The sequence below is a fragment of the Nonomuraea sp. 10N515B genome (genome assembly GCF_052245915.1).
Classification (GTDB): Bacteria; Actinomycetota; Actinomycetes; order Streptosporangiales; family Streptosporangiaceae; genus Nonomuraea.
In genome coordinates this window covers 20594-40135 of the sequence record NZ_JBQQBQ010000077.1, presented here as the reverse complement: position 1 = coordinate 40135, position 19542 = coordinate 20594, and the positions used below count along the sequence as shown (strand labels likewise).

Genomic DNA, 19542 nt, shown 5'->3' with positions numbered 1-19542 from the left:
AGAACACCGATTCATCCGATTCCAAAAACAAGACAAACGATGCTAAAGTGACTATTGAGGCGATTGCTTCCTAATAGTCACCGATTACGGGTGACCTTCTCAAACACCACCTCCATGGGCGCGGCCGGAGGCCGAGCGCTCCAAGACCACGAACGATCCAACCATCCTGGCAACGGCGGATCGAGGGGCCGAACTCATGTTCGCGGCGCTTGCGCCCCGGATCGGCTGGCACGCATCCATCGATGAGAACACGTACTCCCTGCTGCTGTTCGAGCCGGACAACCCAAACGGATCGTGGGCAGCTTGCGACAAGGAAACCGGGACCGACACCTACCAGGTCACCCAGTACGGCGAACGCCGCCTGTGGGATGAGCTGTCCGACGCCTATCTCGGGTGGGTGGCGCTCGGCAGCCCACACTATGAACGATTCGGGCTGACCGTTGGCCCTGAAGGCACGCACCTGTGGCTCGATCACCCCAACGGGCCGAACTGGAAGCTACCGGCACCTTCCAGCGTGCTCGGGGATCACTGAAAGGTCCAATCCTGCCTAGTGCTGTGACCAGAAAGGTTCACCGGCCTGACCGTCCCCGCTTTCCACCTGGTGTCCCGCTTCCTCCAGAGCGATGACGGCCTGCTGCTCTCTCTGCTGGGGAACCAGAACCAGGTCGGCGTCGGAGGTCGAGGCGACGAACACCGGTATCGCCGCCTCTGCCAGCGGCTTGACGATCGCCGCCAGCATTCCGGGAATGTCCAGGCCGTGGGCTGTGGCCCCACTGTAGAAACCGATCCACCGTTCCCCTGACTCCAGAGGCCGGGCCGCACGGACAACGGTCAGCCCTTCTGGCCCGCGGACAAGCACGACCCAGTCGTCCCCGGGCGACGCCGGATGCGGCAGTTGTTCGATGGCGAACACTGGGGAAACGATGCGCAGGTGTTGAGCCGTGGGCGAGTTCATGGACGCATGCTTACCAGAGATCCTGCGACCCACGCTTGCTCGGCCAGTGGCACCCGGCGAACGTTTCCGGCCACGGCACTAGCGATCGACCGCATCGTCCCGACCGGCAAGGGAGCCGCCATGCGTACTGTGATCGACATACACGCAGATCTCTTCGATGAGGCTGCCGAAGAACTCGGCACCAAGGGTCTCCAGGCCACCGTCACCGCTGCCCTGGAGCATTTCGCCCGCCGTCACCGGCAGCGCCAGGCTGTGGCCATGATCCTTTCGATGGACCTCGACCACAGCACCGACGCCTGGCAGCCAACCAGAGGGACCTGCCTCGTCGCCCGGTCCAGCCGCTCGTGGAGAAAGGCCAGCTCAACGGTCCTGCCTATGAAACCGAGCCCTGCCACCTGGACAGCTCCTACATAGATTGAATCTTCGTAGATGAAATCTACATAGGCAGAGCGTCGGGTGGTGAACGGCTCGATCTCGATCGCGGCACGCCTGCGGCAGGCGGGCGACGTACGCCGCGACTCAGAGGACGGTGATGCCTCGGGCGGCGAGGATGGCGTTGGCCTGGGACTGGTTGATGATGGCGCCGGCGAAGGCCCGCAGCTTGGCGTCGTCCGGCTGCCCCAGATCGGCTCCCCGCAGATCGGCCTTCGTGAACTTCGTGTTCAGCAGGCGCGTCCCGATGAAGCGGCAGTCGCTGAACGTGGCCTCGGTGAAGTCGCATCCCGACAGGTCGGCGTTGTCGAAGCGCACGCCCTCGATGGCCTCGCCGCGCAGCGAGCACCCACCCAGATTGGCCAGGGTCAGGTTGGAGCGGGCGATCTTGAAGCCGGTGCCACGGGACGCCGTCAGGGACGCGCCGATCATGCGGCACCCGGTGAACGAGACGTCCGTCAGCAGCGCCCCGCCGAACTGCGCCGACGACAGGTCCACGTCCGTGAACGTGACGTCGATGAGGTCGGCGTCGCTGAACCGGGTCCGCATCCCGCCGCCGCCCGTGAACACCGCCCCATCCAGGTCGGCCTTGCGGAAGTCGGTCTGCTCCAGGACACAGGACTCGAACCGGGCCCCGGCCAGCGAGGCGCCCCACAGGTCGGTCTCGGTGAGGTCGCAGTCGCGGAAGACGTGCGGCTCGTCGGGCGGGAGGCGGTCGGCCAGCGCTTTGCGTGAGAGGTCCTCGCCGTCGAAGTTCACGGTGTCACACACTACCGGTCAGCACCTCGGCCGCCGCCTGCCCGCAGACCCGCGCGGAGCCGTACGTGGCGATGTGGACGGCGCCCAGGTCCGAGCGGGCGGGCAGGCCCATTTCGACCACGACCGCGTCCGGGCGGGCGCTGAGGAGGTGCCGCAGGGCCTCGGCCTGCCAGGCGTAGCGGTGCGCGTCGCGGACCACGATCACCAGAGGACGGAAGACGGCCTCGCCGATCAGGCGCTCAAGCGCGGCACCGGTCGCCTCGCCGGCCGCGAGGCGGGTGACCGTGGTGCCGGGCAGCAGGCGGGTGAGGGGCTCGCCGACGCCCCAGGGGGTGCCCTTGTCGATGGCCAGGTTCATCTCCGGGGCCAGTTCGACCACGTACGGGGCCGAGGACAGGGGCAGGATCGGGGCCGTGGAGCGGCGGGTGATGCGAATGGCCCGGCGGGCGGCTGTGAGGCCGAGGTAGCCGTTCTCGTGCCCTTGTGCCTGGCTGCCCGAGGAGGTGGCCCAGGCGGCCAGCTCGCGGACCCGGCGAGCGGCGTCGGCCAGCCGCTCCTCGGGCAGCAGTCCTTCGGTCACGGCGGCGGCGATGGCGTCGCGGACCTCGACGGCGACGGCCTCGTCGGCCCGCTCGCCGCCGATGCAGATCGCGTCGGCTCCGGCGGCGATGGCGCGGGCGGAGGCGCCCCCGATCCCGTACGCCCCCGACACCGCGGCCATCTCGATGCCGTCCGTGATGATCATCCCGTCGTAGCCCAGCTCCTCACGGAGCAGCCCCGTGAGGACCTTGGGGCTGAGCGTGGCGGGCAACTCGGCGTCGTACGAGGGCACCAGGAGGTGGCCGGTCATGACGGCCTTGACGCCCTCCTTGATCGCCTCGCGAAAAGGGACCAGCGCGGCCTCGATCCCGTCGCCGGCCACCACGGGCACGCCGTGGTGGGAGTCGATGGAGGTGTCCCCGTGCCCGGGGAAGTGCTTGGCGCAGGCGGCGACGCCGGCCGACTGCAGGCCGCGGACGAACGCCCGGGTGTGCCGGGCGACCAGGACCGGGTCGGCGCCGAACGCCCGCAGGCCGATGACCGGGTTGTCCGGGTTGGAGTTCACATCGGCCGAGGGGGCGAAGTCGATCGTGATGCCCGCGCTTGCCAGGTCGCCGCCGAGGTCCCGGGCGAGGGCCTCGGTCAGGGCCACGTCGTCCACGACGCCGAGCGCGTACCCGCCGGGGCGGCTGCTGCCGGTGGCCACCTCCAGTCTGGTGACCTCGCCGGACTCCTCGTCCGTGCCGACGAGCACCGAGGGGTTCTCGGCACGCAGCTCGGCGGTCAGCCGGGCCACCTGGCCGGGGCCGGCGATGTTGCGGGAGAACAGCACCACGCCCGCCAGCCCGTCGCCGAGTCTGCGACGGAGCCAGTCGGGGGGCGTCCGTCCCGCGAAACCGGGGAAGAGGACGGCGTCGGCGAGGCGAAGCAGGTCACCGCTCTGGGGCATGCCCGCAATCTAATAGGAAAGTTTCCTATTTGCTAGGGGTATTTTCTGACGTCAACCCATCTCCCTTGGTGAGGAACTCCGCCACGGTCCGTATCGGTGCGCCTCTCCTGTCCACGAAGTCCACCGCACGCACCGCCACCCGCAGCTCGTCGGGGCCGGCCACGCAGGACAGGTAGCCCCGGCGGTCGTCGAAGAACTTCAGGTGGGGGTTCGCGGCCAGCACGGCGGGGCCGTCGGTCTGCGGCGGCCGGCTGCTGATCGAGCTGCCCACGAACTCCACCCCCACCGTGGCCGAGGCCGGATCGAGAAAGTCCGCCTTGAGCTCGCCCGCCCAGAAGTTGTGCACGTCCCCGCTGAAGACGGCCAGCCCGGACGCGCTCGCGGCCAGGATGCGGGCGCGCTCGGCCTGGTGACCGTCCCAGGAGTCCGGGCGCAGGTTGGGCGGCGGGCCTGGGACGAAGCGGCGGGCGAAGAACAGCGGTTGCACCAGCACCCGCCATCTGACCGGACTGGTGAGCAGCCGGGACATCAGCCATTGCTCCTGTGCGGCGCCGAGCATGCTGCCGGCGTCGCGATGCTGGCGGACGTCCAGGACCATGAAGTCGGCGACCAGCCCGTACGTCCGCCGCCGGTACATCTGCAGATGCCCGTCCTGCGGCCGCACCCTGAGCGGCTGGTTCTCGTAGTAGGCCTGGTAGGCGGCGCCCCTGCGGCGCAGGAACGCGGCCGAACCGTCGCCCCTGCCCCGGTAGTTGTCGAGCACCTCGTGATCGTCCCAGGTGGGCACCCAGGGCGCGGCGGCGTGCGCGGCCTGCAGGTCGGGGTCGGTCCGGTAGCGGGCGTAGCGCAGGCGATACTCGTGCAACCTGCTGATCTCACCGGGCACCGGCCCCAGCGGCCGCACGACGGTGGCGGCCTGGCGCGACTCGTAGATGTAGTCGCCGACATGGAAGACGACGTCGGGCCGCTCCTCGGCCAGATGCCGATACGCGGTGTAGAAGCCGTGCTCATACCGCTGGCAGTTGGCGATCGCGAACCGCACGGGCCGCGCCGAGGCGGGGTCGTCCGCCGTCCTGGTGCGTCCGACCGGGCTCAGGTTGCCACCCGCCCGGAACCGGTAGAAGTAGTCGGCGCCCGGTTTGAGCCCGGCCACCCTGACGTGCACGCTGTGCGCCCAGGTCGGCAGCGCCTGGAGCGTCCCCTGGCGCAGGCCCTGGGTGAACCGTTCGTCCTCGGCGAGTTGCCAGCGGACCTCGACGGCCCGCGGAGCCATGCCGCCGGGCCGCAGAGGGTCGGCGTTGAGTGGATCGACGGCTAAGCGGGTCCAGAGGACCACGCCGTCGGGCATCGGCTCCCCGGAGGCGACACCTAGGGTGAACGGGTTTGCCATACCGTCATGGTGACGCACCGAGCCGTTCGATGACGGTGACGTTCGCCTGTCCGCCACCCTCGCACATGGTCTGCAGACCGTATCGGCCGCCGGTCCGCTCCAGCTCGTGCAGCAGCTTGACGGCCAGCACGGCGCCGGTCGCGCCGAGTGGGTGGCCGAGGGCGATCGCGCCGCCGTTCGGGTTGACCCTCGCCGGGTCGGCGCCGGTCTCCTTCAGCCAGGCCAGCACGACGGAGGCAAAGGCCTCGTTGATCTCGATGGCGTCGAAGTCGTCGATCGACATGCCGGTCATGCCGAGTGCGTGGACGGTGGCGGGGATCGGGGCGTCGAGCATCGTGATCGGGTCGGCGCCGCGGGCCGACAGGTGGTGCACGCGGGCACGCGGAGTCAGGCCGTGCTCGCGTACGGCCCGGGGCGAGGCGATGAGCAGGGCGGCGGCGCCGTCGGAGATCTGCGAGGCCAGCGCGGCCGTCAGCCGGCCGCCCTCGACCAGGGGCTTGAGCGCGGCCATCTTGTCGAGCGTGGTGTCCCTGCGCGGGCCCTCGTCCACGGCGGCGCCTTCGCAGGGAACGATCTCCCGCCGGAAATATCCGGCGTCGATGGCGTGCAGGGCCCGCCGGTGCGACTCGTACGCGTATCGCTCCATCTCCTCCCGCGAGATGTCCCAGTGCGCGGCGATCCGCTCGGCGCCGGTGAACTGGGAGACCTCCTGGGTGCCGTACCGCTCGACCCAGCCCTTCGAGCCCCCGAAGGGGGTCTCGTGCCCGAGCGCGCGCCCGGCCAGCATCGCGGACGAGATGGGGATCATGCTCATGTTCTGCAGGCCGCCCGCGACCACCAGGTCGCTGGTGCCCGACAACACGGCCTGTGCGGCGAAGTGCAGCGCCTGCTGGGAGGAGCCGCACTGGCGGTCGACTGTGACACCGGGCACCTCCTCGGGCAGCCCGGCGGCCAGCCAGCAGGTGCGGGCGACGTCGCCGGCCTGCGGCCCGATCGTGTCCACGCAGCCGAAGATCACATCCTCCACGGCCGACGGGTCGGCGCCCGTGCCGTCCATCAGCTCCCTGAGCACGTGCGCCCCGAGATCGGCGGGGTGGATCCTGGCCAGGCCGCCGTTCCTGCGCCCGACGGGGGTGCGGACGGCGCCGACGATGTACGCCTCGCTCATCTCCGTATCGTAGCAAGCGCTTGGTCTAACCTGGAATGCCCGATGAGCTGGGCCGGTTAGGTGAGCAAGCGATTGTCCGTGGGCTCATAATGGTGACGTGACCACGCGAAAGAACTCCGGCACCGCCGCACCGGCGAAGCGCCAGCGCGCGACCTCCACCGGGTCGGCGTCCGAGCGCCGCGACCACCTCGTCAAGCTCGCCGCGGAGCTCTTCGCGCGCAAGGGCTTCCAGGCCACGACAGTACGCGAGATCGCCGACGAGGCGGGCATCCTCTCCGGGAGTCTCTACCACCACTTCGACTCCAAGGAGACGATCGTCGACGAGGTGCTGTCCACCTTCCTCGACGACCTCATCGCCCGCTACCGCGCCGCGGTCGAGACCAGCTCCGACCCGCGCACCGTGTTGTCGGAGATGGTCCGCATCGGCTTCGGCACGCTGGAGCCGCACCGGGCCGCGATCACCGTCATGCAGAACGACTGGAACTACCTGCGGCAGTTCGAACGCTTCAACTACCTCGTCAAGGCCGAGGACGAGGTCGAGCAGATCTGGGTGGCGCAGATCAAGGCGGGCCAGCTCGCCGGGCAGTTCCGCTCCGACGTCGACCCCAAGCTGACCTACCGCATGATCCGTGACACGATCTGGGTGGCGGTCCGCTGGTTCCGCCCCGGCGGCAGGCTCAATACGGGCGGGCTGGCCGAGCACTACATCACCGTGCTGTTCGACGGACTCGCCACGGGCGAGCGCACGACGCAGCGCCGGGGATGAGCCTGGGCAAGGCGGTCCGGCTGGCCCTGCAGGCCGTGGCCGAACCGGACAAGGCAGAGGCGATGCGCGCCTACATGAAGTCCGCCATGCCGTTCCTGGGCGTCCAGGCGGTGCCCCGGCGGGCCGCGCTCAAGCGGGTGTTCGCCGACCACCGCCTCGAGAGCGCGCCGGATTGGCGGCGGGCCGTGTTATCGCTGTGGCGCGAGGCCGAATACCGCGAGGAGCGCTACGCCGCGATCGAACTGTCCGGATACCACCTCTACCGGAGCTTCCAGACCCTCTACACGGTGCCGATGTACGAGGAGATGATCGTCACCGGCGCCTGGTGGGACCTGGTGGATGAGCTGGCCACGCACCGGATGGGCGGGCTGCTGGCCGCCTACCCTGACTCGATGCGGCCGCTCATGCTGGAGTGGGCGCACGACGCGGACCTGTGGAAGCGGCGCACCGCGATCCTGTGCCAAAACCGGTTCAAGGGCCGCACGGACACGGCCCTGCTCTATGCGTGCATCGAGCCCAGCCTGTCGGACAACGACTTCTTCGCCCGCAAGGCGATCGGGTGGGCGTTACGCGAATACGCCAAGACCAATCCGGGCGAGGTCGTCCGCTACGTGAAGGCCAAGGGCATCACGGGCCTGAGCCGCCGCGAAGCGCTGCGCAATCTGTCGGTCACCTAGTCCACAACGCGTCCTGCACCGCCTGGACCAGGGCCATGAGTTCCGGCGTGACCCGATCCTTCGACCAGGCCAGCGCGTACGTGATGCGCAGGTCGCCCGCGTCCAGCGGCACGAACCGCACGTCGTCCCGCCTGATCGCCCGCACCAGCAGCTGCGGGATCGGCAGCAGGCCCGCGCCGGCGGCCACCAGGTCGAGTGCCGCGGCGAAGTCGTCGTCGGCCACCATGCGGGAGCGGCCGGGCAGGCCGGTCCACGGGCGGGTGCTCGGTGTGAGGAGCACCTGGCCGGCCAGGTCGGAGGCGGCCGCCCTCTGTGCGGAGGCCAGCCGGTGGCCGACGGGGACGGCGAGGTGGTCGACGGTCACGTGGAACCTGGCCGCCGTGACGAACTGGGCCGGTGCCGGGGTGGCCAGGATGGCGGCCGAGACCTGGCCGTCCGTGAGCGCTTGGGCCGCCGCCCCCCGGCCCGCGACCGTGAGCTCCACGCCGATCGGCGGGTTGCGTCCCGCGAGACGTCTGACGATCCGCGCCGCCAGCGTGCCCACCAGTGGTGGATAAGCAAGGTGAATGGTCGGGCGGGCGAGCCTGGCCGCTTCCGCGGTGAACGCCCGGGCCGATTCGAGCATCTGCCCCGCGTACGGCAGCAGCGCCTTGCCCTCGGCGGTGAGCCGCACCTCGCGGGCGGTGCGGTCGAAGAGCTTGACGCCGGCGGCGCGCTCGAGCCGGGTGATGGCCTGGCTCATGGCGGGCTGCGACATGCCCAGGTCCGCGGCGGCGGCCGAGAAGCTGAGCCGCGCCGCGACCCGCGTGAAGCAGTGGATCTCCCTGAGCATAAGCAACATCAATACATGGTGCACGACTGTCCGGGTACTCGGCACGATCACAACGATCTGTCGTCCGACGTCACAGGGAGTTGAGAAGATGTCGCCGTTCCCCAAGTCCACCGTGCTGGGTTACCCGAGGATCGGGCCGCGGAGGGAGCTGAAGCGGGCGCTGGAGTCGCACTGGGACGGGCGTTCGAGCCGGGCGGAGCTCGACCGGGTGGGCGCCGGGATCCGGGAGCGCACCTGGCGCAGGCTGGCCGAGCTCGGTCTGGAGGGGCTGCCGTCGAACACGTTCTCGCTGTACGACCAGGTGCTGGACACCGCCGTGCTGCTCGGCGCGGTGCCCGAGCGGTATCGCGCGGCCGAGGACCCCTACTTCGCGATGGCCCGCGGCACCGAGGGGCTGGCGCCGCTGCGGATGACGAAGTGGTTCGACACGAACTACCACTACATCGTGCCGGAGATCGGTCCTGACACCGTGTTCAAGCTGGACGCGGGCAAGCCGCTGGGCGAGGTGCGGGAAGCGCGCGCGCTGGGCTACGAGACGCGGCCGGTGATGATCGGGCCGGTGACGTTCCTGCTGCTGGCCGGTGCGCTGGAGCGGCTGGATGACGTGCTGGACTGCTACGAGGAGTTGCTCGGCACGCTGGCCGCCGAGGGCGTCGCGTGGGTCCAGCTGGACGAGCCGGCGCTGGTGGCGGACCGGACGGCGGACGAGCTGGCCGCGGTGCGGACCGCCTACGAGCGGCTGGGGGCGGTGGGCTCGCGGCCCGGGTTGTTCGTGGCATCGTACTTCGGGGATCTCGGGGAGGCGCTGCCGGTGCTGGCCGGCACGCCGGTGGAGGCCATCGGGGTCGATCTGGTGCGAGGCGGGGTCCCCGTCGTCGATCTGACCGGGAAGACCGTGGTCGCCGGTGTCGTGTCCGGGCGGGACGTGTGGCGGACCTCGCCCGAGCGGGCGCTGGCCGCGCTCGGCTCCGTGCGGGCCTCGCAGGTGACGGTGAGCACCTCGTGCTCGCTCCTGCACGTGCCCTACGACGTGGAGGCCGAGCCGGAGCTGGATGCGGGGCTGAGGTCGCGGCTGGCGTTCGCGGAGCAGAAGGTGGCCGAGGTGGTGGCACTCGCGGGCGCCGGCTTCACCGGGCCGGCGCCGGCCGTGCCCTCGGTGCCGCTGGCGGAGCCGGTGGTCGCGGAGGGGCGCGGCCCGTACGCGGTGCGCGCCGCGGCGCAGGCCGCGCACCTGCGGTTGCCGCCGCTGCCGATCACCACGATCGGCTCGTTCCCGCAGACCGGCGAGCTGCGCGCGGCCCGGGCGGCGGTGACGGCGGGGACGCTGACGCAGGCGGAGTACGAGCGGCGGGTCGAGGCCGAGATCGAACACGCCATCCGCGTGCAGGAGCGGCTCGGCCTCGACGTCCTCGTGCACGGCGAGCCGGAGCGCAACGACATGGTGCAGTATTTCGCCGAGCACCTCGACGGCTTCGCGGTCACCAGGAACGGCTGGGTCCAGTCGTACGGCTCGCGCTGCACCCGGCCGCCGATCCTGCACGGCGACGTCGCCCGGCCTGAGCCGATCACGGTGCGGTGGGCCACATACGCGCAGTCGCTTACCGACAAACCGGTCAAGGGCATGCTCACTGGGCCGGTCACGATCGTGGCCTGGTCGTTCGTCCGCGACGACCTGCCGCTGCGGGACGTGGTGTTCCAGGTGGCGGACGCGGTGCGGGAGGAGGTCCGCGACCTGGAGGCGGCCGGGGTCTCGATCGTCCAGGTGGATGAGCCGGCGCTGCGTGAGCTGCTGCCGCTGCGACGGGCCGCCCAGGACGAGTACCTGGAGTGGGCGGTGGCCGCGTACCGGCGGGCCACCTCGGGGGCCGGCGATCGCACACAGATCCACACCCACCTGTGCTACTCCGACGCCGACCAGATCCTGGCCGCCATCGACGGGCTGGACGCGGACGTGACCACGATCGAGTCCGCCCGGTCGGGGGCGCGGATCCTGGGAGCGGTGGAGTCGTTCGGGCGCGGGCTCGGGCCGGGCGTGTACGACATCCACTCGCCGCGGGTGCCGGGGGCCGAGGAGGTCGAGGACCTGCTGCGCCGGACGGTGCGTGCACTGCCGGTCGAGCGGGTCTGGGTCAATCCGGACTGCGGGCTGAAGACCCGGACGTACGAGCAGGTGGAGGCGGCCCTGGCGAACGTGGTCACCGCCACCCGCAGGCTGCGTGCCGAGCTTCAGGCGTAGCGCTCGGTGAACTCCTCGATCGTCATGCCGAACAGCACCTCGTCGTCATAGTGACCGGCGTGGTAGTGGCTCCTGCGCCGGCGGCCTTCCTCGACGAAGCCCAGCCGCCGGTGCAGGGCCAGCGACGCGTCATTGGAGGCGTAGACCCACGCCTCCGCCTTCTGGAAGCGGCGCTCGAAGAACATGTAGCGCAGAAGGATCACGATGGCGTCGCCGGCGTAGCCCTTGCGCTGGTGCGGGGTGCCGACGCTGATCCCGTAGGCGAAGGTGCCGTGCTCGCGGGCGGCCTGGTGCGTGTTGAGCGTCCCGACCGGGACGTTGCCGTCCCTGGTGGCGATCACCAGTCTGAATTCGTCGAGATCCTTTTCCCGCTCGGCCTCCTCCGCTGCCCACTTCCTGGCGTAGGCGGCCGAGATGGGCGGATGGAGCCGCCAGCCGTTCCTGACCGCGTCGGAGTCCTCGTTGAAGGCGTGGAACGCCTCCCAGTCCTCGGGCTCCATGGCGCGCAGGCGTACGCGCTCTCCCACCCATGCCGATCTCATGGGACGAAGGAAAGCAGATCACCGCCAGGGATGGCGAGCCGTTTTCGCGCCGGCCCGCTCCTGGTGCCGGTGCCCCCCAGCCAGGTCGATCCACACCTTGGCGGCGCGGGCATAGCTTCCTCTGGCGGTCTCTTGGTAGCACCCGTCATCGGTACGGCGCCGGACGAAGAATTCGGCGCCTTCTGAGCACAGGACGTATTCCTCGCAGCAGGATGCCTCGACCACCGCTGGGAGCCGGCTCCTTGGGGCATGCGTCCTCCAGTCGCACATGGAGGCCCGCCACGAAGAGAAGCTGTCCGGATGCCTGAGCACGATCAACGACCCACCTCCCGAAATGCGTCCATGACTATTCCGGCAGATGCGAGGTTGCCTCAAGGTAGCAGTCCGGTTGCGCTGCGTTATTTCAGGGCTCCAGATGTCAGGCCTGACTGGATCTGGCGCTGGAAGACCGTGTAGACGACCAGCATGGGGAGGATGGCCAGGGTCAGGGCGGCGAACAGGGCCGACCAGTCCTGGTCGTATCCGGCGGCGGTGGAGATGTCGGCGATGCCCTGAGTCAGCACCCACTTGTCCCGTTCCTGGAGCAGCACCAGCGGAAGCTGGTACTGGTTCCACTGGCCCAGGATGTTGAAGATCGTGATGCTGATGATGCCCGGCCGGGCCATCGGCAGCATGATCTGGAAGAACACCCGCGTGTGCGACGCGCCGTCCACCATCGCCGCCTCCCCCACCGCGGTCGGCAGCGTACGGAAGAAGGCCGACAGGAAGAAGACGGTGAACGGCATCGAGTACGCGATGTAGACCAGGACCAGGCCCGCGTGCGTGTTCAGGCCGATGAACGGGCCGACGAGCGGCACGTTGCCCATGTTCTGCACGACGAAGAACAGCGGGGTCAGTGCCAGATAGACCGGGAACGCCAGACCCGAGACGAACAGCAGGTAGACCGCGCGGTTGCCGCGAAAGGGGTAGCGCGCCAGCACGTACGCGGCCATCGAGCCGATGAGCATGGTGCCGAACGTGCTGAACGACACCACGATGACGCTGTTGAGCATGTACTGGCCGATGTGCGCCTGCTCCCACGCCCTGGCGAAGTTGTCCCAGCGCAGCGCGGCGGGCAGCGACCAGGCGTCGCCGAAGATCTCATCCTCGCTCTTGACCGAGGCCAGGAACGTCCACAGGATCGGCACCACCGTCAGCAGCGTCCACACCAGCAGCGCCAGGTGCGTGAGCATGCCCAACGGCCCGAGGCGCCGCCTGCGCTCCTGGCGGGCGAGCTTGCGGGAGTTCGCCACCGTCCACGAGGTCATCGTTGTCATCAGTACTCGATTCGTTCGCGTCGGGACAGGCGCAGCGAGAGGATCGCGAAGCCGACGGTGAAGAAGAACATCACGACGCCGAGAGCCGAGGCGTAGCCGAACCGGAAATACTGGAACGCGTTGCGGTAGATCTCGGCCGCCATGACCGTGGTCGAGAAGTCGGGGCCGCCGTGCTGGTCGGTCATCACCCAGACGATCGCGAACACGTCCAGGGCGAGGATGCCCAGGTAGACCCAGGCCACCTGGACGGTGTCCCAGAGCAGCGGCAGCGTGATGCGGAAGAAGAGGCTGAGGGGGCCCGCCCCGTCGATCTGCGCGGCCTCGAACATGTCCCTGGGGATGGAGGCCAGGCCGGCGGAGAAGAGCACGACGTAGAAGCCGACCGCCTGCCACACCATGACGCCCAGCACCGACCAGAACGCCACGTCGGGGTCGGACAGGAAGCCGATCGGCGAGATGCCCAGCGCCATCAGCGGGCCGTTCAGCATGCCGCTGCCGTCCGGCCGGAACACCTGCTGGAACAGCACCGCCACCACCGCGACGGCCAGGACCTGCGGGAAGAAGAACACCACCCGATAGAACTTCGACCCGCGGATCCCCGTCAGGCCCTGCGGGCCGCCCACGTTGAGCAGGAAGGCGAAGAACAGGGCGATGACGATCGTGATCAGCGGCAGCAGGAGCAGCAGGGCGCCGTTGTGGCTGACGGCCTTCCAGAACGTCCCGTCGCCGAGCAGCCGCTCGAAGTTGTCCAGGCCGATGAAGCGCGGCGTGGCCGTCACGCCGCGCCAGTCGGTCATCGCGATGTAGAACGCCTGGATGTACGGCGAGATGACGTAAACCAGGTAGAGAATCACCGGGGCTGCCAGGAACGAGGTGATGAACAGCCCACGGCGATACCTATTGAAGATCATTAGCGCTTGTACTTCTTGATCGAGGAGTCGTTCTTGATCTCGTCGGCCTTCTTCTGCAGGCGCTCCAGGTACGCCTCCGGCTTGAGCCCGCCGGTCATCAGCTGGCCGGTGGCGGCGATGGCCTCGTCCTTGAGCTGGGCGTACCAGGTCTGCCAGCGATAGGTGACGGTGTTCGAGCCCGCGTCCGTCACGGCCTTGGACGCGCTGGACGCGCCGGGCGACAGCTGCCGGCCTTCGCCTGCGCCCTTGACCACGGAGACGGTCTTGACCATCTCGCTGAACTCGCCGGCCGCCTTCTTCGACAACATGGCCCGCAGGTATTCCATGCCGCCCTGCGGGTTCGCGCTCTTGGACGGGACGATGAAGTTCTCGCCGGGCGAGGTGTGCAGGGTGCCGTACGGGAGCTTGTCCGAGCTGGTGAAGTCCGGAATCGGGAACATGCCGTACTCGAAGTCGGCCGGGGTGGTCGTCTTCTGCTCGTTCTCCAGCCACGAGCCGGAGGGCAGCATGGCTACCTTGTACTTGTTCTGGGCGGTCTGGGTCTGTACGTGGTCGAGCCCCGCGGTGCCCTCCATGAGGTACTTCGCACCGATCTCCGCCCAGGCCGTGGCCGAGGTCTTCATGGGCTCGGAGGTCCAGGCGCCGTCCTCGAGGTTGTCGATGTTGACCAGCACCTCGTTACCGCCGATCTTCGCGGCCATGGTCAGCAGCGGCTCGTACAGATACTGCGGGAACTTTCCGGCATAGGTGAAGGGCGCCATCTTGCCGGACTTCTTGATCGTGTCGTTGAGCGCGAGGAACTCGTCCCAGGTCTTGGGCACCTCCCAGCCGTTGTCGCGGAACACCTTCTGCGAATACCAGATCCCGAAGATGTAGTTGACGTAGCCGAGCACGCTGAACTTGCCGTCGTACGTGCCGATCTCGACGACGGCCTGGTCGAGGGTGTCTCTGATCTTGACGTTCGGGTCGTCCCAGCTGGGCGCGTCCAGCAGCGGGGTCAGGTCCTGGAGCTGGCCGTCCTGGGCGAGCGCGCCGAAGTCCATGGCGTTGGCGCCGGAGTTGTCGATCACGTCGGGCGGGTTGCCGCCGGCGAAGCGCGGCTGCAGGACCTTGGTGATCTCCTTGGTCGCGTTGTGCTTGATCTCGACGTTCGGGTATTTGGTCTTGAACAGCGGCTGGTGGATGTTCTTGGCGTAGTCCTGGCCGAAGCCGCCGTCGAAGATCCACACCTCCAGCGGCTTGTCGGCCGCCACGCCGAACGGGTTGGCCGCGCTGGTCGCGGCCGGCGCCGAGGAGGCCGTGGCGGTGGGCTGGGAGGCGGGTGTGGCACACGCGGCCAGCGCCCCTGCCACCGGCACGAGGGCGGCGCCGCGAAGAAGCTCGCGCCTGCTGATGTGGGGGGTGGTGGACATATCGACTACTCCTGACTTTTCATGATCCACGTCTGATTCGACCTGCGTAGCGGCTCTCGAGGGCCCTGTTGTGCTCGTCACCGCCCGTCACGTTCGCCGACAGGTAGATGGGGGGCGTCTCCCCCATCGCCACCAGCTCGTCCACCGCCTCGGTGACCACCATCTGCGCCAGCAACGCGGAGGTGATCGTGGACACGGCACCGTAACTGCCGCCGCCGGGCAGGTCGAGGATGGCGTCCCCGTACGGCGCGCCGTTGTCCAGCACGACGTCGGCCAGGTCGAGCAGCTTGCCGCCCGACGGGTGGCGCGAGGTCATCCGGCTGCTGTGCTTGACCGAGGTCAGCGCGATCAGCGGATGGCCGCGGTCCTTGACGATCGTGGCCAGCTCGACGACCGTGCCGTTCACGCCGGAGCTGGAGATCAGCACGAACACGTCCTGCGGCGCCACCGGCGCCAGGCCGTAGATCTCATGGGCGATGGCCGGGTCCCGCTCCAGCTCCGCGGTCAGCACGCTCGGCGGGCGGCCGCCGTACAGGACGAGGTCCCTGGGTGTGAGGCGGTTGCTGGGCACGAGGCCGCCGGCCCGTCCGGCGATCTCCATGGCGATGGCCTCGGAATGCCCGGAACCGAAAGCGTTTACCACGCCCCCGGCCCGGATCGAGGCCACGATCAGCCCGGCCGCCTGCTTGACCGGCTCGGCCTGGCTCTCCGCGACCTGGTGGGCCAGGTCGAGGACCTTGGATGCGTACGTCATTCAGCCTCTTTCCACCCTATGGCTCTCCACGGCGCTGATCGTGCGCTCGAACGCCTCGTTGGTGCGCTCGTAGGTGCGTTGCGCGACCGCCACATAGACGGCGTCCAGCACGAACAGCTGCGAATGGACGGCGGCCAGCCCGCCGAGCCGGAACGTGGTCTCCCTGCTGGCGGTGGTCAGCACCAGGTCGGCCAGGTCGGCCAGCGGGGAGCGGGCGAAGGACGTGACCGCGACCGTCAGCGCGCCGTGGCTGCCCGCCTCGGCCAGCGCCTCCATGACCTCGCGGGTACGGCCCCGGTGGCTGATGCCGATGGCCACGTCGCCCTGCTTGAGCAGCGCCGCCTCCGACAGGGCCACGTGCGCGTCGCCCGCGCTCCAGCCGGGGATGCCGATGCGGCGTAACCTGCCTTCGAACATGGTGGCCACGTTCCCGCTGGTGGAGACGCCAACCAGGAGCACCCGAGGGGCCGCCACGATGGCGTCGGCCACCCGGGCCACCAGGTCGAGGTCGAGCCCCGCGGCGGTGTCCTGGATGAGCCGGGCATCGGCGGCGGCCATGACCTCCACGGCCTTGTCGAGCGGGTCCTCCGGACCGATCTCGTGGCCGACGCCCGCCCCCCAGCCCGCCTGGGCGGCCCGGCCCGTCTCGGTGGCGAGCGCGACGCGCAACTCGGCGTAACCGGAGAAGCCGAACGCCCGGCAGAACCGGGTCACGGTGGCGGGCGAGCTGCCCGCCCGCTCGGCCAGCGCGATGATGGTCGACCGCGCGGCCTCGGCCGGGTCATCCAGAATCACCTCACCGACCCTGCGCAACGCCTCCGGCAAACCGGGTAGTTCCGTTTCGACGCGCCCGAGCGCTCCTGAAGTCACGAATATTCCTTCCGAACACCCGGTCTTCTGGCGAAAATTATTCTTGCTTCTCGGTCACGTCAACCCCCAGACTCAGACCGTGACGCAATCGCTAGTGGTCGGCGTCGATGCCGGGGCCACGTCCACGCGGGTCTCCGTCCACGCGCTCGACGGGAGCCGGGTGGGATACGCGCGGGCCGGCGCGGGCAATCCCACTGCTCACGGGCTGGACAAGGCGGTGGCGGCGATCACGGACGCGCTGGGGGCGGCGCTCGGGCCGCACGACGGCGGCCGGGTGGTGGCCTCGCTGGCCGGGGTCGCCGGGCAGGTGGCCGAAATGGTGCCCGCACTGGCGAAGGTCTGGGCCGACCACGGGATCGCCCAGGGGCCGCGGTTCATGGGCGACGTGCCGATCGCCTACGCGGCGGGGTCCGCCGAACCCGACGGCTCGCTCCTGCTCTCCGGCACGGGCGCGGTCGCGGCCAGGATCGAGGGCTACAAGATGGGCGTGATCGCGGACGGGCTGGGGTGGCTGCTGGGGGATGCGGGGTCCGGTTTCTGGATCGGGCGCGCGGCGGCCAAGGCGGTCGTGGACACCTTCGACCGCGGGCTCCCCGTCGAGGCCATCGACACCGCCTGGACAGATGCCCAGGCCGTCGACACCGCCAGGACAGACGCCCAGACCATCGACACCGCCGCGGCGGAGGTGCCGCACGGACCTTCGGACGCGGCGGGGGCTCCCGGTCCCGTCGGCGGCCCGCTGACGGCCCTGGTCGCCCGGCACTTCCTCGGCGACGAGCGGCCGGCCACACCGCGCGCCGTCGCGGACCGCATCGTCCGGCTGGCACAGGCCGACCACATGCGCCTGGCCGCCTTGTCCTCACTTGTCAGCCAGGCCGCAGCGGCAGGCGACCCCGTCGCGCTCAAGATCACGAGGGAGGCCGCCGAGCGCCTGGTCGCCACGCTCAGGCGGGTGCACGTGTCGGGCCCGGTGGTGCTCGCCGGGAGCGTGCTCACCAGCGAAGGCCCGGTGCGGCAGGCCGTGACGGAGCTGCTCGCCGGCGAGACGGTCACGACGGCACGCGACGCGGCGGGCGCGGCGGCCTGGCTGGCGGCCCGCGCCCTGCTGCCGGAGGCCGACGCGAAGGTGCTGCACGCCACGTTCACGGCCGCACCCTGAGCGAGTGACCCGCCCGCTCCCGGCTGAGGCCGGGAGGGTAACAGGCGGTCACTCGTTCATGGACGCCGGCTTGGGACCGCCGTAGATGGGGTTCTTGGGCAGACGTTCCTTGGTCACCAGCAGGCGGACGACGCCGGCCTGCTCGGACTCCGCCTCCCAGACGATCCAGTCGTCGCCGACCTCCGCCTGCTGCTTGTCCTGCTCCACCCCATAGCCGTCGAAGTCAGGAGCAGGGGTGATGACCTGGAAGACGGCCCTCAGCCCGCGCCTGCGGACCTCGGCGAGGACCTCGCCCACGGTCTTCTCGTCCACCTGGAAGCCCTCGAGCATCTCGCCCTTCCGCGTGGCACGGGCGAGGTTCCGGTACCTCTCCTCTGGCTCGGCCGCCCGGCCGACCCGGACGGCGGCCCAGCCGGTCCAGCCGCGGGGCACTGTGACGGTGATCGCGCAACCGTCCTGGCCGATCGTGCAGCCTTCGGGCGCCGTGCCGCTGCCGATGGACTCGCCGTTGGGCGCCAGAGGGCCGCTCAGGCTCATCCCCGCGATCTTGCCCACCCAGGGCGGGGAGGCGGGCACCACCTCGAGGTTCACGTTCAGGCCGACCGCCTTGAATCCCTCCGTGTACTTCGCGTGGTCGGCGAACGGGTCCTTGATCGTGGCGACGTACGTGTCACCGCGTAGCTCGATGTCGATGGCCGAGTTGGCGTACGAGGTGGCCGGGCCGCGCTCGCCGAGGACGGTGGGTCCGACCACGGCCGCCGCCGCGAGCCCTCCCAGCGCTACGGCTCCGACGACGAGACGGCGCACGCGCCGAGTCCTGTGCCGGGCATGCTCCGGCACCGGCTCCTCGGCGATGATCGCGGCGAGGAGCGCCCGGGCCCCCGCGCCGGATGCCTGCCCCGCGAGATCCTCGTCGTGGACCCTGGCGAGGCGCTTCAGCTCGTTCATGCGGACTCCATGACCACGTGGTTGACGGAGACACCGGCCAGGGCCAGCGCCTTGGACAAACGCTTGCGCGCGCGGTGCAGCCGGATGCGCACGGCGTTGCGTGAGCAGCCGAGCACCGAGGCGATCTGGGCCCGGTCCAGGCCCTCCCACGCCACCAGCGAGATCAGCTCCCGGTCGTCCTCGGACAGCTCACGTAACGCCCGCGTGATCGTGCTCAGCTCGATGTCGCTCTCGGGTGAGCGGGCGTAGAGGTCGGCGATGTCGGCGTCGAGCGCCACGTGCCGAGCCTGCCGCCGGTGCTGGCCACGACGGTGGTTGGCCAGCACGTTCCTGGCGATCCCGTACAGCCAGAGCCTGGCCTCGCCGCCGCTCGGCAGCGCGTCGACGCGGCGCCAGGCGATGGCGAACGTCTCGGCGACCACGTCGGCCGCGTCCTCGGGGGAGTCGCAGCGGCGCATGGCGTACCCGAGTATGTGCTCGTATGTCTGCGTGTAGACGGCCTCGAACCGGTCTTTCCGGTCGTCACCCACGGGCGGTCCCCATGGTCGGCCTCCTCGATATCGGGGGTAGGGCACCCCGTACATGTCGGAGGCATCTTCAGCATTTCAGCTAATTTTCAGCCCTTGAGCGCCCCGGCCGTCATCCCCGTGCCCACGCGGCGCTGCAGGAACAGGAAGAGCAGCAACGCGGGCAGGGCAAACAGATTGGCGGCGGCCATCGTGGCACCCCAGTCCGTGCCGAACACGTCGCGGAACAACGACAGCCACACCGGCAGCGTCCGCTTGTCCTGATCCTTGATGATCAGCACGTTCACGAACGCCCTCTTCCCCGCCACCGCAGCGCTCGCTGAGGCAGTTCAATAGCTTCTCGCCTCACGATGGCCAGGAATCACGTCGGGGGAACCATGAAGACTGATGCAGTACCCT

21 protein-coding genes are annotated in these 19542 nt (G+C 69.7%); 5 read left to right on the top strand and 16 right to left on the bottom strand.

Annotation, left to right across the window (positions count from 1 at the left end; translation table 11 throughout):
• The first annotated feature begins 196 nt into the window (after positions 1–196).
• A complete protein-coding gene (locus ACTWQA_RS51865) occupies positions 197–532 on the top strand; it encodes a hypothetical protein (RefSeq protein WP_443166205.1) in 336 nt (111 codons plus the stop codon).
• Between the two features lie 15 nt (positions 533–547).
• Here the strand turns inward: ACTWQA_RS51865 and ACTWQA_RS51860 are convergent, their stop codons facing one another.
• From ACTWQA_RS51860 to ACTWQA_RS51835, 6 genes are all read right to left on the bottom strand, one after another.
• Positions 548–955: an ACT domain-containing protein gene (locus ACTWQA_RS51860; protein ID WP_327581659.1), complete on the bottom strand. Its 408-nt coding sequence runs from the start codon at positions 953–955 to the stop codon at positions 548–550.
• Between the two features lie 78 nt (positions 956–1033).
• Positions 1034–1240 (bottom strand): hypothetical protein, encoded by a 207-nt coding sequence (locus ACTWQA_RS51855; RefSeq protein ID WP_443166204.1) that lies wholly within the window; start codon positions 1238–1240, stop codon positions 1034–1036.
• A gap of 234 nt (positions 1241–1474) precedes the next feature.
• Positions 1475–2158 carry a pentapeptide repeat-containing protein gene (locus ACTWQA_RS51850; protein ID WP_443166203.1) on the bottom strand — a complete coding sequence of 228 codons (684 nt, stop codon included), beginning with the start codon at positions 2156–2158 and terminating at the stop codon, positions 1475–1477.
• A complete protein-coding gene (locus ACTWQA_RS51845; protein WP_443166202.1) occupies positions 2151–3635 on the bottom strand; it encodes a glycoside hydrolase family 3 protein in 1485 nt (494 codons plus the stop codon). The genes ACTWQA_RS51850 and ACTWQA_RS51845 overlap by 8 nt, the downstream gene beginning before the upstream one ends.
• Positions 3636–3660: 25 nt before the next feature.
• Positions 3661–5025, bottom strand: a complete 1365-nt coding sequence (locus ACTWQA_RS51840) for an alkaline phosphatase D family protein (protein ID WP_443166201.1) — start codon at positions 5023–5025, stop codon at positions 3661–3663.
• A 4-nt stretch (positions 5026–5029) separates the two neighbouring features.
• Positions 5030–6193: an acetyl-CoA C-acetyltransferase gene (locus ACTWQA_RS51835; protein ID WP_443166200.1), complete on the bottom strand. Its 1164-nt coding sequence runs from the start codon at positions 6191–6193 to the stop codon at positions 5030–5032.
• A 97-nt stretch (positions 6194–6290) separates the two neighbouring features.
• Between ACTWQA_RS51835 and ACTWQA_RS51830 the strand changes: the two genes are divergently transcribed.
• The gene (locus ACTWQA_RS51830; protein ID WP_305923071.1) at positions 6291–6959 is read left to right on the top strand and encodes a TetR/AcrR family transcriptional regulator; all 669 of its coding nucleotides are present in this window, start codon (positions 6291–6293) and stop codon (positions 6957–6959) included.
• Entirely contained in the window at positions 6956–7636 is a 681-nt protein-coding gene (locus tag ACTWQA_RS51825) for a DNA alkylation repair protein (RefSeq protein WP_443166199.1), read from the top strand. Before ACTWQA_RS51830 ends, ACTWQA_RS51825 begins: the two co-directional genes overlap by 4 nt.
• Here the strand turns inward: ACTWQA_RS51825 and ACTWQA_RS51820 are convergent.
• The gene (locus ACTWQA_RS51820; protein ID WP_443166198.1) at positions 7629–8477 is read right to left on the bottom strand and encodes a LysR family transcriptional regulator; all 849 of its coding nucleotides are present in this window, start codon (positions 8475–8477) and stop codon (positions 7629–7631) included. The genes ACTWQA_RS51825 and ACTWQA_RS51820 overlap by 8 nt on opposite strands.
• 79 nt (positions 8478–8556) lie before the next feature.
• On the opposite strand from ACTWQA_RS51820, the gene metE reads away from it, so the two are divergent.
• Complete coding sequence (metE, locus tag ACTWQA_RS51815) at positions 8557–10704, top strand: 5-methyltetrahydropteroyltriglutamate--homocysteine S-methyltransferase (protein ID WP_443166197.1); 2148 nt, start codon at positions 8557–8559, stop codon at positions 10702–10704.
• On the opposite strand, the gene ACTWQA_RS51810 is transcribed toward metE, so the two are convergent.
• The 6 genes from ACTWQA_RS51810 to ACTWQA_RS51785 all read right to left on the bottom strand — a co-directional run bounded on the left by ACTWQA_RS51810 (position 10695) and on the right by ACTWQA_RS51785 (position 16509).
• Positions 10695–11246, bottom strand: coding sequence for a GNAT family N-acetyltransferase (locus tag ACTWQA_RS51810; protein ID WP_327584582.1), 552 nt, complete (start codon positions 11244–11246; stop codon positions 10695–10697). The genes metE and ACTWQA_RS51810 overlap by 10 nt on opposite strands.
• Before the next feature lie 398 nt (positions 11247–11644).
• Entirely contained in the window at positions 11645–12562 is a 918-nt protein-coding gene (locus tag ACTWQA_RS51805) for a carbohydrate ABC transporter permease (protein WP_443166196.1), read from the bottom strand.
• Complete coding sequence (locus ACTWQA_RS51800; protein WP_443166195.1) at positions 12562–13473, bottom strand: carbohydrate ABC transporter permease; 912 nt, start codon at positions 13471–13473, stop codon at positions 12562–12564. Before ACTWQA_RS51800 ends, ACTWQA_RS51805 begins: the two co-directional genes overlap by 1 nt.
• Complete coding sequence (gene ngcE / locus ACTWQA_RS51795; RefSeq protein WP_443166194.1) at positions 13473–14885, bottom strand: N-acetylglucosamine/diacetylchitobiose ABC transporter substrate-binding protein; 1413 nt, start codon at positions 14883–14885, stop codon at positions 13473–13475. The genes ACTWQA_RS51800 and ngcE overlap by 1 nt, the downstream gene beginning before the upstream one ends.
• A 19-nt stretch (positions 14886–14904) precedes the next feature.
• Positions 14905–15639: a sugar isomerase domain-containing protein gene (locus ACTWQA_RS51790; protein ID WP_443166193.1), complete on the bottom strand. Its 735-nt coding sequence runs from the start codon at positions 15637–15639 to the stop codon at positions 14905–14907.
• Positions 15640–16509 (bottom strand): MurR/RpiR family transcriptional regulator, encoded by an 870-nt coding sequence (locus ACTWQA_RS51785; RefSeq protein WP_327584587.1) that lies wholly within the window; start codon positions 16507–16509, stop codon positions 15640–15642.
• Positions 16510–16588: 79 nt separating this feature from the next.
• On the opposite strand from ACTWQA_RS51785, the gene ACTWQA_RS51780 reads away from it, so the two are divergent.
• Positions 16589–17668, top strand: a complete 1080-nt coding sequence (locus ACTWQA_RS51780; protein WP_443166192.1) for an N-acetylglucosamine kinase — start codon at positions 16589–16591, stop codon at positions 17666–17668.
• A 48-nt stretch (positions 17669–17716) separates the two neighbouring features.
• Here the strand turns inward: ACTWQA_RS51780 and ACTWQA_RS51775 are convergent, their stop codons facing one another.
• From ACTWQA_RS51775 to ACTWQA_RS51765, 3 genes are all read right to left on the bottom strand, one after another.
• Positions 17717–18616, bottom strand: a complete 900-nt coding sequence (locus tag ACTWQA_RS51775; RefSeq protein WP_443166191.1) for a hypothetical protein — start codon at positions 18614–18616, stop codon at positions 17717–17719.
• Positions 18613–19146: an RNA polymerase sigma factor gene (locus ACTWQA_RS51770; RefSeq protein WP_443166190.1), complete on the bottom strand. Its 534-nt coding sequence runs from the start codon at positions 19144–19146 to the stop codon at positions 18613–18615. The genes ACTWQA_RS51775 and ACTWQA_RS51770 overlap by 4 nt, the downstream gene beginning before the upstream one ends.
• Before the next feature lie 86 nt (positions 19147–19232).
• Positions 19233–19430: a hypothetical protein gene (locus tag ACTWQA_RS51765; protein ID WP_443166189.1), complete on the bottom strand. Its 198-nt coding sequence runs from the start codon at positions 19428–19430 to the stop codon at positions 19233–19235.
• Between the last annotated feature and the right edge of the window lie 112 nt (positions 19431–19542).

What these genes read in the sequence shown, in the direction of transcription:
- ACTWQA_RS51865 (WP_443166205.1), top strand. Translation starts at nt 197, where the DNA reads ATGTTCGCGGCGCTTGCGCCCCGGATCGGCTGGCACGCATCCATCGAT.
- ACTWQA_RS51860 (WP_327581659.1), bottom strand. Translation starts at nt 955, where the DNA reads ATGAACTCGCCCACGGCTCAACACCTGCGCATCGTTTCCCCAGTGTTC.
- ACTWQA_RS51845 (WP_443166202.1), bottom strand. Translation starts at nt 3,635, where the DNA reads ATGCCCCAGAGCGGTGACCTGCTTCGCCTCGCCGACGCCGTCCTCTTC.
- ACTWQA_RS51840 (WP_443166201.1), bottom strand. Translation starts at nt 5,025, where the DNA reads ATGGCAAACCCGTTCACCCTAGGTGTCGCCTCCGGGGAGCCGATGCCC.
- ACTWQA_RS51835 (WP_443166200.1), bottom strand. Translation starts at nt 6,193, where the DNA reads ATGAGCGAGGCGTACATCGTCGGCGCCGTCCGCACCCCCGTCGGGCGC.
- ACTWQA_RS51825 (WP_443166199.1), top strand. Translation starts at nt 6,956, where the DNA reads ATGAGCCTGGGCAAGGCGGTCCGGCTGGCCCTGCAGGCCGTGGCCGAA.
- ACTWQA_RS51820 (WP_443166198.1), bottom strand. Translation starts at nt 8,477, where the DNA reads ATGTTGCTTATGCTCAGGGAGATCCACTGCTTCACGCGGGTCGCGGCG.
- metE (WP_443166197.1), top strand. Translation starts at nt 8,557, where the DNA reads ATGTCGCCGTTCCCCAAGTCCACCGTGCTGGGTTACCCGAGGATCGGG.
- ACTWQA_RS51810 (WP_327584582.1), bottom strand. Translation starts at nt 11,246, where the DNA reads ATGAGATCGGCATGGGTGGGAGAGCGCGTACGCCTGCGCGCCATGGAG.
- ACTWQA_RS51805 (WP_443166196.1), bottom strand. Translation starts at nt 12,562, where the DNA reads ATGACAACGATGACCTCGTGGACGGTGGCGAACTCCCGCAAGCTCGCC.
- ACTWQA_RS51800 (WP_443166195.1), bottom strand. Translation starts at nt 13,473, where the DNA reads ATGATCTTCAATAGGTATCGCCGTGGGCTGTTCATCACCTCGTTCCTG.
- ngcE (WP_443166194.1), bottom strand. Translation starts at nt 14,885, where the DNA reads ATGTCCACCACCCCCCACATCAGCAGGCGCGAGCTTCTTCGCGGCGCC.
- ACTWQA_RS51790 (WP_443166193.1), bottom strand. Translation starts at nt 15,639, where the DNA reads ATGACGTACGCATCCAAGGTCCTCGACCTGGCCCACCAGGTCGCGGAG.
- ACTWQA_RS51775 (WP_443166191.1), bottom strand. Translation starts at nt 18,616, where the DNA reads ATGAACGAGCTGAAGCGCCTCGCCAGGGTCCACGACGAGGATCTCGCG.